The sequence below is a fragment of the Streptomyces violaceoruber genome, from assembly GCF_033406955.1.
GTDB lineage: Bacteria > Actinomycetota > Actinomycetes > Streptomycetales > Streptomycetaceae > Streptomyces > Streptomyces violaceoruber.
The window spans coordinates 8,223,630-8,236,882 of sequence record NZ_CP137734.1; the positions used below are offsets into that span (position 1 = coordinate 8,223,630).

The window sequence follows — 13,253 nt, forward strand, 5'->3', positions numbered from 1 at the left end:
GGCGTCATGCCTTGACGAGTCCGGCGCCGTGCAGGGCGTCGGCCGCTTCGACGACGGTCTCGAACGGCAGCCCGGACTGCTCGGCGACGTCGAGCAGGCTGTGCTCGCCGTCGGAGAGGCTGAGCACCCAGAGCATGGCCATCTGGGCCTGCTTGGCGTCGCTGCGGCCGCCCAGCGAGTCGTACAGCCCACGCCTTCCCAGCTGCGGCTCCCCGTACGGACTGAGGTTGACGTACCGCCGGTTGCGGTCGAGGACGGAGAACGCCTCGCGGCAGACGGCGAGCGTGTCCGCCATCGCCGCCGGGGAGACGAAGTCCAGGTTGTCCGCGGACGTGTGGTACTCCGGATAGCCCGCGTAGGGAGTCCGGGTGAGCGAGCCCACGCCGAGGTCGAAGCCGGGCGAGCAGTACTGCCGCTCGTCGTAGCCGTAGGGCGTGAACTCCACGACCCGGTGCGGTCGTTCGGAGTCGGTCAGCACATGCCGCAGCACCCGGTCGATCTCCGCGTCGCCACGCCGGCTCTGCTTGTACGTCACCTGCCCGGGGTCGCCCGCGCAGGCCAGCACCAGGCCGTGCTTGACCCGTTCCACCCGCTCCCGGTTGCGGGCCAGCCAGGTGATCGCCCCGATGGTGCCGGGCGCGAAGACGAACCGGTAGGTGTAGTACGGATTCCGCTCCGCCAGCTCCCGGGCCAGGAACGTGGCCACCGCGATGCCGGCCAGGTTGTCGTTGGCCAGCGACGGGTGGCAGACGTGGCAGGAGACGATCACCTCGTCGGACACCTGGCCCTGCACCACGTGCTCGGCGTAGGTGAGGTGGCCGTCCGCCAGCGTGGAGTCGATGCGGACCTCGTAGTCGCCCTCCGGCAGCGCGTCGAGTGTCTCCTGGGCCAGGCAGAAGCCCCACTGGGGCCGGTAGTAGCTCGTGCGGTACGGCACCCAGGCCGGATGGTCCGGCAGGGTGTGCAGGTGCGGACGCAGCTCGGCCAGCGGCATCGTCGCCGACACCGGCACGCTGTAGCCGAGCACATGGAGGCTGGACGCGGCGAAGTCGACGACCCGGCGGCCGGTGGCGTCGGCGACGTACGCGTCCCGGATGTTCCACTCCTGCGGCACCGTCCAGTCCAGCACCTGTGTCCCGGTCGGCACCTCGTGCATGTGCAGGGGGATGTACTCGTCGACGATGTCCAGGGTCGCGCGCACACCGTCGCCCGTGATGCTCCGGCACAGCGGGTACAACCGCTCCACCAGCGCGTACATCTCCCCTCCGGCCTGGGTCATCGGCGCCACCGCAGGGTGTCGTCGACGGAGCCGGTCCCGGCGGCCGCGCGCAGCACGGCCAGGCGGGTGAAGCGCTGCTCGAAGTCCTCCCGGGTCAGCCCGTGCTTCCGGTAGGCCTCGGCGAGTTCGAGCGCGCCCTGCTTCACCGTCCACTCGCAGTCGAAGCCGGGGATCGCGGCCCGGAACCGGGAGAAGTCCACCCGGTAGGAGCGCGGATCGGCCCCCGTCTCGCCGGTGATCACCACCTTCGAGCCGGACACCGCCTCGGCCACCTCCTCGGCGATCTCGGCGACCGTCACGTTGTTGACCTCGCTGCCGATGTTGAACGCCCGGTCGTGCACCGCCTCCCGCGGCGCCACCAGCGCGGCGGCGAAGGCCCGGGCGATGTCGGCGGCGTGCACCAGCGGGCGCCACGGGGTGCCGTCGGAGAGCACCAGCACCTCGCCGGACAGCAGCGCGTGGCCCACCAGGTTGTTCAGCACGATGTCCGCGCGCAGCCGGGGCGAGAAGCCGAAGGCGGTGGCGTTGCGCATGTACACCGGGCTGAAGTCGCCGTCGGACAGCGCGTGCAGATCGTCCTCCACCCGCACCTTGGACTCCGCGTACGGCGTCACCGGGCGCAGCGGGGCGTCCTCGGTCACCAGGTCGCCCCCGCCCGCGGCGCCGTAGACCGAGCACGTCGACGCGTACAGGAAGCGCTGCACCCCGGCGTCGCGGGCCAGCCGGGCCAGCCGCACCGACGCGTGGTGGTTGATGTCGTAGGTCAGCTCCGGCGCCAGCGAGCCCAGCGGGTCGTTGGAGAGCGCGGCCAGGTGGATCACCGCGTCCACCCCCGCCACGTGCTCGGCCGTGAGGTCGCGCAGGTCGACCCGCTGCCCCGGCGGGTCGTCGGGCGCCGGACCCAGGACGCAGTCGGCGAACAGTCCGGAGTCGAGGCCGACGACCTCGTGTCCGGCGGCCGTGAGGACCGGGGCCATCACGGTGCCCAGGTAGCCCTGGTGTCCGGTGAGCAGTACGCGCAAGGTTCAACCCCCCAGGTTGAGAGTGAGTTTGGCGACGTCGAACGCCTCGGCATAGCGCGCGTGGCATTCGATGCCGCGGATCCGGGCGAGGCCGAGGAAGGCCTCCCGGTCGTACCAGGGGCGGTGCCGCTGCGAGGGGTAGTGCTCCTGCAGCAGCCGCACCTTCTCTTCGCCGACGTCCTCCGACAGCGGCTGGTACGCCGTCGGGCGGCCCAGGTCGCCGTCCCACTTGACGATCTCGTAGCGCAGCACCAGGTGGTCGCGGAACGCGGTGGTCATCAGTTTCGCCAGACCGCGGTGGTCCTGGTGCGCGTCGTCGGTGCGCGGGGACAGCACCAGCTCCGGCTCGGTCCGCTCGCGCAGCTCCTCGACCGCGGCCTTGGCCTCCTCCCAGTGCGCCGGCATCCGGCCGTCCGGCAGCTTGAGCACCGTCAGCCGCAGGTCGGCGCCCGGGCAGAAGGCGGCCAGCGCGGCCCGCTCCTCCCGCTCCCGCTCACCGCCACCACCGGAGAGCACCAGCGCGTCGACGCGCACCCCCGGCCGCGCCAGGCACACCGTCAGCAGCGTGCCGCCGGCACCGATGGCGATGTCGTCGCAGTGCGCGCCCACCGCGACGATCCGTTCCGGGCTCCCGGCACCGAGCCGTATCACGCGGTCCTCACCCCGGCGCCCGACATCGCGCCGTCCCGTTCCCACACGGCCCACGGGCGCTCCCCCCGGGCGTAGGCGGCGTCGAGCGCGGCGCGCTCCTTCACCGTGTCGGTCGGCTTCCAGAAGCCCCGGTGCTGGTGCGCCACCAGCCGCCCCCGCTTGGCCAGTTGGGTGCATCCGTCGGCCACCAGGTCCCCGTTCTCCGGGATGTGGTCGAAGACCTCCTGGCGGAGCACGAAGTAGCCGCCGTTCTCCCACAGCGGCAGGTCGCTCACCGCGGTGATGCCGCCCACCAGACCGTCCTCACCGAGGTCCACGCAGTGGAACGAGGACTGCGGCGGCACCACCATCATCGAGGCGCCCGCGTCCCGCCGGGCGAAGGAGTCGATCATCTCGGGCAGCGGTGCGTCGGTGAGCACGTCCGCGTAGTTGGCGAGGAACATCTCGTCGCCGTCCAGATGGTGCCGCACCCGGCGCAGGCGCTCCCCGATGGGCGACTCGATACCGGTCTGCGCGAACGTGATCGTCCAGTCGGCGATGTCGGCGGAGAGCAGCTCGGTCCGTCCGCCCCGCAGCACGAAGTCGTTGGAGGTCGTCTCCTCGTAGTTGAGGAAGAAGTCCTTGATGTGGTGGGCCCCGTAGCCGAGGCAGAGGATGAACTCCTTGTGCCCGAAGTGCGCGTAGTAGCGCATGACGTGCCAGATCAGCGGCCGCGGGCCGACCATCGCCATCGGTTTGGGCACGTCGTCCAAGGCGCCCTCGCGCATCCGCATCCCGTAGCCGCCGCAGAACAGTACGACCTTCATGCTGTGCCCTTCTCGGACGCGGCCTCGACCACGCTCAGTTCCGGTATGGGGAAGACCAGGCGGCCGCCCCACTCGTGCACGAAGGAGAGCTGCTCGACCAGCTCCTCCCGCAGGTTCCACGGCAGGACGAGGACGTAGTCCGGCCGGTCGGCGGCGATCCGCTCGGGCGACAGGATCGGAATGCGGGTGCCCGGGGTGAACCTGCCGTGCTTGTAGGGATTGCGGTCGACCGTGTACGCGAGCAGGTCGGGCCGGACGCCGCAGTGGTTGAGCAGCGTGTTGCCCTTGCCCGGGGCGCCGTAGCCGACCACCGTGTCGCCGCGCTCGGCCGCGTCGATCAGGAACCGCAGCAGGTCCCGCCGCACCTTGGCCACCCGGGACGAGAACTCGGTGTACCCGGACAGCTCCCGCAGCCCGGCCGCCTTCTCCCGGTCCAGCACGTCACTCACCCGGCGGCTCGGCTCACCCGCCACCTCGGCGGGCCGCGCCCACAGCCGGATGGAACCCCCGTGCGTGGGCAGCAGCTCGACGTCCACCAGCGCGAGGCCGCCGCTCGCCAGCGCCCGGATCGCGGACGCGACCGTGTAGTACTGGAAGTGCTCGTGGTAGATCGTGTCGTACTGGTTCTCCTCGATCAGGGTCAGCAGGTGCTGCACCTCGATCGAGACCCAGCCGTCGTCGGCGACCAGGGCACGCAGCCCCTGGGTGAAGCCGACCACGTCCGGGATGTGCGCGTACACGTTGTTGGCCACCACCAGGTCCGCCGGGCCGTGCTCGGCGGACACGGCCGCGCCGGTGTCCGGGCTCAGGAACTCCGTGAGCGTGGGCACCCCCGCCTCCCGCGCCGCCGCACCGACGTTCACCGACGGCTCCACGCCCAGGCAGCGGATCCCGCGGTCCACCATGTGCCTGAGCAGATACCCGTCGTTGCTCGCCACCTCGACCACGAAGGAGTCCGGGCCGAGGCCCAGCCGCTCCACGGCGCCGGTGACGAACGTCCGCGCGTGCTCCACCCAGGAGCTCGAGTACGAGGAGAAGTACGCGTACTGCGTGAACGTCTCCTCGGGCGTGATCAGCGCGGGGATCTGCGCCAGCCAGCAGTCGGTGCACACCCGCAGGTGCAACGGGTACGCCGGCTCCGGCCGGTCCAGTTGGTCCGCGGCGAGGAAGCTCTCGCACGGCGGAGTCGCTCCGAGATCGACGACGCTCTCCATCGCCGCCGAACCGCAGAGTCGGCATCGTGTCATCTACTGCCCCCATCCCCCCTGCCCGCGCGGACGTCCCCGTCGCGAGCCAGTGCCGACCGCCCCGCGATCGCGGTGCGGTACCCCTCCAGCAGGCGCTCCAGGCCGACGGCCGGGCTGAAGCCCTGCTCGTACCGGCGCCGGGCCGCCCGGCCCATCTCCTGGTTGCGCTCCGGCTCCGCCGCGATCCGGCGGATGCGGGACGCGAGCGAGGCGGCCTCGCCCGGCCGGTGCAGCAGCCCGGTCACCCCGTCGTCGACGAGCTCGGCGAAGGCGCCGTGCCCGGCGGCGACGGCCGGTACCCCCGCCGCCATCGCCTCCACGACCACCAGGCCGAACGCCTCCAGCCACGTCGAGGGAGCCACCACGGCCACCGAGCGGGCGAGGGCCCGCCTGCACTGCTCCGGGTCGTACAGGCCGACGTAGCGCACGTCGTCCCGGCCCGCCGCCCAGGCGGTCACCTCGCGTTCCAGCGGCCCCGTGCCGGCGACGACGAGCGGAACGCCCACGCCGCCGTCCGCGGCCAGCTCGTCCCACGCCTCCATGAGCAGCCGTACGCCCTTGGCCTCCGCGAGGCGGCCGAGGTACAGCAGGTGCTCGCCGGGGCCCGCACGGCGCGCCTCGGGGTCGGGCACGAAATTGTGCTTCACCGCCAGCCGTTCGGCCGGCAGGCCCGCCCCCACCAGGACCTCACGCTGCGCCGCCGAGATGCAGAAGAACCGCTCCACACCGGACCACCAGCGCCGCCGGTTCACCGACAGGCCGACCGCGAGCGGCACCGTCGCCAGCCGCGAGTTCCGGTAGCAGCCGTGCCGCACGGCGGGCAGCGGCGCCGCCCCGACGCACTCGGTGCACGGCCGGCCGTCGCGCTGGAGTGTGCCGGGCGGGCAGACCTGCGTGTAGTTGTGCAGCGTGGCGACGGCCGGGACCCCGGCGTCGGCGCAGGCGGCCAGCACCGCCGGGGACAGCAGCGGGAAGACGTTGTGCACGTGCACCACGTCCGGCCGCTCGGTGCGCAGCCGGTCGGCCAGCTCCCGGCGGACCGCCGGGTTCCACGGCACGAGGAGCGGCACGGCGACCTTGCCGAGCAGGGACCGCGAGGCGATGTCGTCACTGCGCCGCTCGAACAGGCCCACCCGGTGGCCGGCCGCGCGCAGCAGCGCCACCTCCTGGTCGACGACGTTGTTCTCGCCGCTCGGCTGGGCCGAGTTGTATCGGTTGTGCACCACGAGGACGTGCATGGTCAGGTCACCTCCGGGGTGCGGGCCCAGCGCGGGACGCGGCGGCGCGGGGGTTCGGGCGTCACCGGGGGCGTGGCCGCGGCGGGCGAGGCCAGCAGCGAGGCGGCCACGGCGAGGTGCAGCAGGTACGGCGAGGCGTCGCCCAGACCCGCCTCGGTGTACGACGCGAGGGCGCAGTAGCTGATCAGGAAGATCGCGCAGGCCCGCGCCGGGGACGGCGGCCGCAGCAACGCGACCCCGCCCAGCACGACGAAGACCGTCGCCACCAGGGCGATGCCGATCAGACCCTGCTCGTGGTAGACGGCCAGCCAGCTGTTGTCGATCGGCAGCCCGTCGAACGACTTGTCGCCCAGGCCGATGCCGAACACCTTCTCGCCCACCGTCCTGGGGGCCGCCAGCAGGGCGTCCCAGACCTTGGCCCGGCCGGTGAGATTGCTGAAGTTCTCCTCGCTCTGGCCGCGCAGGAACCACGCGTGCAGCGCGGAGGCGAACGCCACCGCGGCCACCGCGGCGCACAGCACCGCCCAGGAGAAGAAACGGCGGGCGGCGGCGCTGGTGAGGGCGAGCGAGCCGATCGCCAGCGTCAGGCCGACGAGCAGACCGAGGGTGGCCGTGCGGGTATGGGTCAGCACCAGCAGCAGCAGGGACGGAACGATCACCAGGGCCGCGCTGCGCCGGTCGGTCTGGCGGCTCAGCACGAGCAGCAGGGCGAGACCGATGATCACCGCCGCGTACTGGCCGATCTGGGGCGGGGTGAGCGGCCACAGGGCGCCGACCAGCCGCCCGCCGTACAGGTCGGGCATGGCCGCACCCGGTGAGACGAGCGCGCCCGCGGCCACCGTGCAGAGCACCGCGAAGTACATCCGGATGTGGTGCCGGACGAACGTGGGGCCGCCGTCCCACCAGCGGCTGAGCAGCCACAGGGTGCCCACGAAGAGGCCCAGCCGGGCACAGCGGAACAGCGCGCCGAACCCGGACTCCAGGTCCGTGCTGGAGATCACGCTCGGCACCAGCAGCAGGGTGAGCAGGAACAGGAAGGCGCTGGCGCGCACCCGCAGCCGGAGATTGAGCGCGAGCGCCAGCGAGAACGCGACGGCCAGCGCGCCCATGGTGACCATCTGGATGAGCGAGCGGGGCAGCGGGACGACGGTCTCCGCCCCCGTGGAGCCGAGCGTGTTGAGGATCAGCAGCCCCCAGACCGTCCCGACCAGCTTCGGCGTGCGCCCGGTCTCCATCTCAATCACCGCCCCCGGCACGCAGGGTGCTGTCCGCGTCCTGCCGGTAGGGCGCGCCCCGCCACTGCCCGAAGTCGAGCACCCGGCTCGGGTCGTGGGCGACGAACTTCCACGGTCCGACGTAGACGTTGTCGTGCCAGCGGTTGTGCTGGCGGAGCGTGACGGCCTCGGCCACCCGCTCGCCCCGGTAGGGCGACCAGTCCGGATAGGTGCCGTAGTTGGCCAGCAGCGCCATGCGGTCGCAACCGTCGGTGCACTCGACGACGGACTTGTCCAGGGTGAAGCGGTTGTCGTGGACGTCCACCCGCTGGGTCTTCCACCGGCAGTCCGCGTACAGCGGGGCGCTCGCGATCGCCGGGCGAGCACAGCGGTCGACGTCCTCCACCAGCAACGTGCAGTCGCCCGAGGAGGTGTTGGCCGGGCTGTTGCAGAACCGGTCCGCGTTCTCCCACAGGGTGATGCCCGACCAGTTGTCCTCCAGCACGTTCCGGTAGATCTCGATCTTGTCCGTGCGCGCCTCGACCCGAGGTTCGCCGCCCGACTCGGAGATGTACACGGTGGCGTACGGGAAGTCGTCGCCGCCGTCGGTGTTCTCGCGGCCCTCGACCCAGTTGTTGCGCCGGATGGTGTTCTCGCGGACGACCGCGTTGTAGCTGGTCTCGTAGATCAGCGCGGCACCGTCGTTGCCCTCCAGCACGTTGTCCTCGATGAGGAAGTCGTTGTTGTTGGTGTCCGCCCACAGGCCGGTCCCGCGGTTGTGGTGCACCCAGTTGCCGCGCACGTCGGCGCCCTGGACGGCCCAGAACTTGACGCCCCCCGTGCAGCCGCAGCCAGGCCGCCTGCGCTCCCAGTTGCCGGTGTTGTTGCCCGTGATCTCGTTGCCCTCGAGCACGAGGTCGTTGATGACGCCGTCGCCCTTGTACGCGTTGATGCCGTACTGGCCGTTGTCGCGCAGACAGCTGGCCCGGACCTGCTGGCGGTCACCGGCCATCAGTCCGGCGCCGGAGTTCCGCCGGATCGTGGCGTGCTCGATCACCCAGCCGTCGGCCGAGTCGTGGTTGACCACACCCTCGTCGTGGGGCGCGACGAAACCCTGCACGGTGAGATGGCCGATGGTGACGTCCCGCGCGGTGCCGCCGAACGCGTACTGGTTGGTCTTGCGGCCGTCGAGCACCGCGCCCGGTGCGCCGAGGTAGCGGTTCCCCTCCTTGGGGACGACCTGGGAGTAGCGGTCGGACGCGAGCCGGTGCTTGCCCGGCCGGAGCCAGAAGGTCGTGTTGGCGGGGCTGTTGCGGGTCTTGTCGGCCAAGTCGCCGACGACCGCCGGATCGACGGTCACCGCACCCGCCGGCGCCTTCGCCGGACCGGCGGCGGGCTTCTCGCACACCCGGGCCACCTTCCGCGCCCCGGACGGGGAGGACGGCGCGGTCGGCTCCGGGGCCTTGGCGTCCGGCGTACCGGTACAGCCGGCCGCCAGCAGCGCCAGCGCCAGCGACGCCGCGGCCGACCACGTTCCGCCCCTCCGCCTGCTCCCCATGCGTCCTCCCCTCCTTCCCTTCCTAGCCGCGAAAGCCGAGTACGGTCGTGAACTCCTGCACGCCGTCGGTGACACCGGTGCCGACCAGGGTGGTGGCCGGTTCCTTGCGCCCGAAGCCGGGGGAGTACCAGCCCAGCGGCGGGCCGGTCTCCCCGCGATGCGCCCGCCAGGACAGAGCGCCGGGCAGGTCGAGCACCGCCGAGCGTTCCTCGCCGTCCCGGGTCCAGGTGAGCGCGGCGCGGCTGCCCGCCAGGTCCGCGGCGACCGCCGGGCCGAGGTGGAACGCCAGGCGCACGGACCGGCGCGGGCCGCGCACCTCGTCCACCACCCGCAGCTCCCGGCTCGCGGCCGTCAGCTCCACCCGGCGGCGGTGCACGGAGTCCCCGTACCCGTCGTGCTCGGCGCACCAGCGGGACACCTTCTCGTCGGACGTGTCCACGGCCAGGACCCGGGTGCGGGCGTGCCGGGTCCACAGGAACGGGCCGCCGGAGACGGACTGGTCGGCGCCGTCCAGCTCCAGGGTGTTGTGGCCGAGCGTCGAGCGGAAGTACCCCCGCCACACCGGCTGTCCGTGGTAGCAGTAGGTCCCCGGGTCGGCGAGCACGTCGACCCCGTCGTGCCGGACCTCCACCGACAGCGCGTCCGCGTGGGCGTGCGCGGCGATGGACAGGAAGCCGTGCGGACCGCCGTCGCAGCGGCACCAGATCCCGCCCGGCCCGCGCAGCACCGTGAGCCCCGCGTCCGCGAAGTGGGCCGGCCTGCGCGCCGGGCGGGTCACGGCCCGCCCCGCTCCGTCCCCGCCGTAGGGCCGGACCAGCGCCGCCAGCAGCGGGGTGCGCACATCCGTGCCGGTCACCGTCGGCCACCAGGGAAGCGACCCGAACACGGCGTCCCCGGTGGCGAGCAGCGAGCCCCAGCGGTCGGTGCCCGCGCCGTCCACCACCAGGCCGTGGCCGTCGTCCGCGTCCCCCTGCCGCGGCGGACGCAGCCGGTCGTCCACGACGGCGGCGAGCGCGTCGGTCATCCGCAGCAGCACCAGCCGGACCGTCGCGGGCACCGGCACACCGGCGGCGTCCGCCTCCGCCACCGCGGCCAGGCCGAGTTCCAGCACCAGCCCGTGGTACTCGGTGGCCAGCTCCCGGTTGAGGCCGGAGAGGAACGTGTTGCCGCGCAGGTGCCGCTCCAGCGACCGCAGCGCGTCGTCCCGCCACCGTGCCGACTCGGGGAACCACCCGAAGGCGCAGGCCGCGGCCAACTGCCCCGCGGCCTCCGCCACGACGTGGTTGTTCGCCGACGAACCCCGGCTGGGGAAGGCGGCCAGCCAGCGCTGGTGGTGCCAGATCTGCTCCAGCGCCGCCGGGTTGTCCTCGAAGAGCGCGGCGGCGCCCGGCCAGCCGTCGAGCAGCCGGCGGATCCACACCCAGGACAGCAGCCGGATCCCCAGCTCGATGCCGCTGACCCAGTGCACCCCGCGCAGCGGCGCGTTGGCCGCCCACCACGACCGCAGGTGCTCGGCCACGCGCTCGGCGTACCGCTCGTCGCCGGTGACCGCGTAGGCCGCGGCGAGCACGGTGAGGTACTGGTGCCGGGACGGCTCCCAGATCTGCTTGATGTCACCGACCGCGTCCTCGTCGCGGTACGGCACGTCGAAGGCGTAGCCCCACGGCGCCCGGCGCCCGGTCTTCGGGTCGAAGCACCAGTCCGGCTCGACCAGGTCGTCGCGGCGCACGCCGAAGTACTCGACGTGCCCGGCCAGCAGGCGGTCCGCCTCGGCGACGAGGCGCTTCGCGGCGTCCGGCGGCACCGCGGCGATCGTCCCGGCGGGCAGGACCGCGGTGAACCGGACCCCGCTCACGCCCGGGGCGTCCGGTCGCACCGACCGCCACCGTCGCCTGCGCACCGTGTCGCCCACCCGGCCGGCCACCTCGCGCGGCCCCATCCGGGACAGCCGCCGCAGGTACCAGCCCGCACTCCCCGGGGTCACGGTCATCGCGCCTCCGCCAGACCCACCGGAGCGCCGGCGGCCAGAGCGGTCCGCACGGCGAGGGTGGCCGCCGTGGTGGCGACCAGCGACTCGAGCGGCACCGGCATCGGCCCGCCGGTCCGCACTGCCCGGACGAACGCGGCCAGTTCGGCCGACTGGCCCTTGTCCCGGGCCTTGGGCAGCCGCGAACTGACCCACCGTTTGCGGCCGTCGTAGACCGAACTGCGGACGAAGTCGTCGAGCTGCAGCACCTTGCCGTCCGCGACCAGGTCCAGCGTCTCCTTGGGGAATCCGGCCGCTCCGGTGGTGACGTAGCTGAGGGTGGCGGTGGACCCGTCCGGGTAGCCCAGCACGACCTGAAGGTCCTCGTTGCCCGACGGGGCGAGCGCGTAGACCGAGACGGGGTCGGCCCCGAGGAGCCAGCTCGCCGTGTCGACGAAGTGACCGCCCTCGCCGGCGAACCGCGAGCCCTCGGTGCCCTGCTGGAGATACCAGCTGCCGTGGTCGAGCCGCCCCGCGTTGACGAGGTAGCGCAGGCTGGCCGGTCCGGTGCGGGCGCCGAACCGCTTCCTGGCCTCCTGGAGCAGCGGCGCGAACCGGCGGTTGAAGCCCACCTGCACCCGGTCGTTGCCGGACTCCTCCACCGCCGCGAGCACTCCGGTCAGCTCCTCCCCGGTCAGCGCCAGCGGCTTCTCCACGAAGACGGCCTTGCCGGCCAGCAGCGCCTTGCGGGTCAGTTCGGCGTGCGAGCTGTGCCGGGTGACCACGAACACCGCGTCCACGGACGCGTCGCCGAGCACGGCGTCCAGATCGGTCGTCGCCTCCCCGAACCCGAACTTGCGCTGCGCGTTGGCCGCGGACAGCGCCGTCGTGGTGACGACCGTCGACAGCTCGACGCCCTCGCGCCGGGCCAGATGCGGCAGCAGCATCGACGTCGCGTAGTTGCCGGCGCCGACGAAGGCCAGGCGCACCGGTGTCCGGGCGGCCCGTGCCGGTGCGGCCGCGCCGGCGCCGCGCCGCACCCCGGGCACCGTCACCGCCGGCGCCCCGGCCGGCGACTCGGCGTCGGGCTGCCCGGGGTACCGGAACAGCACGGCGACCGCCTTGAGGGCGCCGTCCTGCAGACTCCGGTACGTCTCGACCGCGTCGTCGAAGTCGGCGGTACGGGTGATCAGCGGCGCCACGTCGACCCGGCCCCGGGCGACGAGGTCGAGGAAGCAGGCCAGATTGCGCCGCTCGGTCCAGCGGACGTAGCCGATCGGGTAGTCCCGCCCCTCCAGCTCGTACTCCGGGTCGTAACGACCGGGGCCGTAGGAGCGGGAGAACCGGACGTCCAGCTCCTTCTCGTAGTACGCGTTCCACGGCAGGTCCAGGCGGCACTTGCCGATGTCGACGACCCGGCCGCGGTCCCGGCACAGCCGCGCGGCCAGCTCGACGGGCTGGTTGCTGCCGCCGCCGGCCGCCAGGTACACCTGGTCCACGCCGTGGCCGTCGGTGAGTTCGACGACGGCGCTCTCCACGGCCGGGGACGCGGGATCGCCGCAGGCGGCGGCGCCCAGCCGCTCGGCCAGCTCGCAGCGTTCCGCGTCGGGGTCGGCCCCGACCACCCGCACGCCCGAGGCGACGAGCAGCTGCACCACCAGCTGGCCGATCAGCCCGAGCCCGATGACCAGGGCCGTCTCGCCGAGCCGCGACTCGCCCTGACGGACGCCCTGCAGCGCGATCGAACCGACGGTGCCGAAGGCCGCGTCCCGCGCCGCGAGACCGTCCGGCACCGGGGCGTAGAGGTTGCGCGGCACCCAGTTCAGCTCGGCGTGCAGGGCGTGCTCGTTGCCGGCGCAGGCCACGAGGTCGCCGGCCTTCACGTCGTCGATCCCCTCGCCGACCTGCTCGACCACCCCGCACAGCGAGTAGCCGAGGGGTGTGTAGGAGTCCAGCTTGCCCATCACCTTGCGATAGGTGGCGGGCACCCCGTTGGTGGCCACGCTCTGCACGACCTTGGCCACCTGGTCCGGCCGTGACCTGGCCTTGCCCAGCATCGTCATGCCGGCCTCGGACACCTTCATCAGCTCGGTGCCGGTGGAGATCAGGGAGTAGGCGGTCCGCACCAGCACGCCGCCCGGCTTGCAGCCCGGCACCGGCACGTCGAGCAGCGCCAGCTCGCCGCTCTTGTAGTTCTGCACAACCTGTTTCACCGAAGGTCCTCTTGTCTCTCTGCCGGTCGTGGTGCGGGGGAGGTGCTGAGGTGTGGGGG

At 72.9% G+C, this 13,253-nt stretch carries 10 protein-coding genes; all 10 read right to left on the reverse strand.

Going from position 1 to position 13,253, the window contains the following annotated elements; genetic code table 11:
• Positions 1 to 4: 4 nt before the first annotated feature.
• From R2E43_RS37150 to R2E43_RS37195, 10 genes are read right to left on the reverse strand one after another with little or no spacing between them, the layout of a single operon-like run.
• Complete coding sequence (locus tag R2E43_RS37150) at positions 5 to 1,288, reverse strand: DUF4910 domain-containing protein (protein ID WP_003978469.1); 1,284 nt, start codon at positions 1,286 to 1,288, stop codon at positions 5 to 7.
• Positions 1,276 to 2,301: an NAD-dependent epimerase/dehydratase family protein gene (locus R2E43_RS37155; RefSeq protein WP_136208024.1), complete on the reverse strand. Its 1,026-nt coding sequence runs from the start codon at positions 2,299 to 2,301 to the stop codon at positions 1,276 to 1,278. Before R2E43_RS37155 ends, R2E43_RS37150 begins: the two co-directional genes overlap by 13 nt.
• 3 nt (positions 2,302 to 2,304) lie before the next feature.
• On the reverse strand, positions 2,305 to 2,952 hold the full coding sequence (locus R2E43_RS37160) for a PIG-L deacetylase family protein (RefSeq protein ID WP_332057025.1): 648 nt from the start codon (positions 2,950 to 2,952) through the stop codon (positions 2,305 to 2,307).
• The gene (locus R2E43_RS37165; RefSeq protein WP_003978472.1) at positions 2,949 to 3,758 is read right to left on the reverse strand and encodes a glycosyltransferase family protein; all 810 of its coding nucleotides are present in this window, start codon (positions 3,756 to 3,758) and stop codon (positions 2,949 to 2,951) included. Before R2E43_RS37165 ends, R2E43_RS37160 begins: the two co-directional genes overlap by 4 nt.
• Complete coding sequence (locus tag R2E43_RS37170; protein ID WP_003978473.1) at positions 3,755 to 5,005, reverse strand: class I SAM-dependent methyltransferase; 1,251 nt, start codon at positions 5,003 to 5,005, stop codon at positions 3,755 to 3,757. The genes R2E43_RS37165 and R2E43_RS37170 overlap by 4 nt, the downstream gene beginning before the upstream one ends.
• On the reverse strand, positions 5,002 to 6,243 hold the full coding sequence (locus R2E43_RS37175) for a glycosyltransferase (protein WP_003978474.1): 1,242 nt from the start codon (positions 6,241 to 6,243) through the stop codon (positions 5,002 to 5,004). The genes R2E43_RS37170 and R2E43_RS37175 overlap by 4 nt, the downstream gene beginning before the upstream one ends.
• A 2-nt stretch (positions 6,244 to 6,245) precedes the next feature.
• Positions 6,246 to 7,478 carry an O-antigen ligase domain-containing protein gene (locus R2E43_RS37180; protein ID WP_332057026.1) on the reverse strand — a complete coding sequence of 411 codons (1,233 nt, stop codon included), beginning with the start codon at positions 7,476 to 7,478 and terminating at the stop codon, positions 6,246 to 6,248.
• Between the two features lies 1 nt (position 7,479).
• Complete coding sequence (locus tag R2E43_RS37185; RefSeq protein WP_332057027.1) at positions 7,480 to 9,015, reverse strand: right-handed parallel beta-helix repeat-containing protein; 1,536 nt, start codon at positions 9,013 to 9,015, stop codon at positions 7,480 to 7,482.
• Positions 9,016 to 9,037: 22 nt separating this feature from the next.
• Entirely contained in the window at positions 9,038 to 11,005 is a 1,968-nt protein-coding gene (locus R2E43_RS37190) for a heparinase II/III family protein (protein WP_332057028.1), read from the reverse strand.
• Positions 11,002 to 13,194, reverse strand: coding sequence for a bi-domain-containing oxidoreductase (locus R2E43_RS37195; RefSeq protein ID WP_332057029.1), 2,193 nt, complete (start codon positions 13,192 to 13,194; stop codon positions 11,002 to 11,004). The genes R2E43_RS37190 and R2E43_RS37195 overlap by 4 nt, the downstream gene beginning before the upstream one ends.
• Positions 13,195 to 13,253 lie beyond the last annotated feature (59 nt).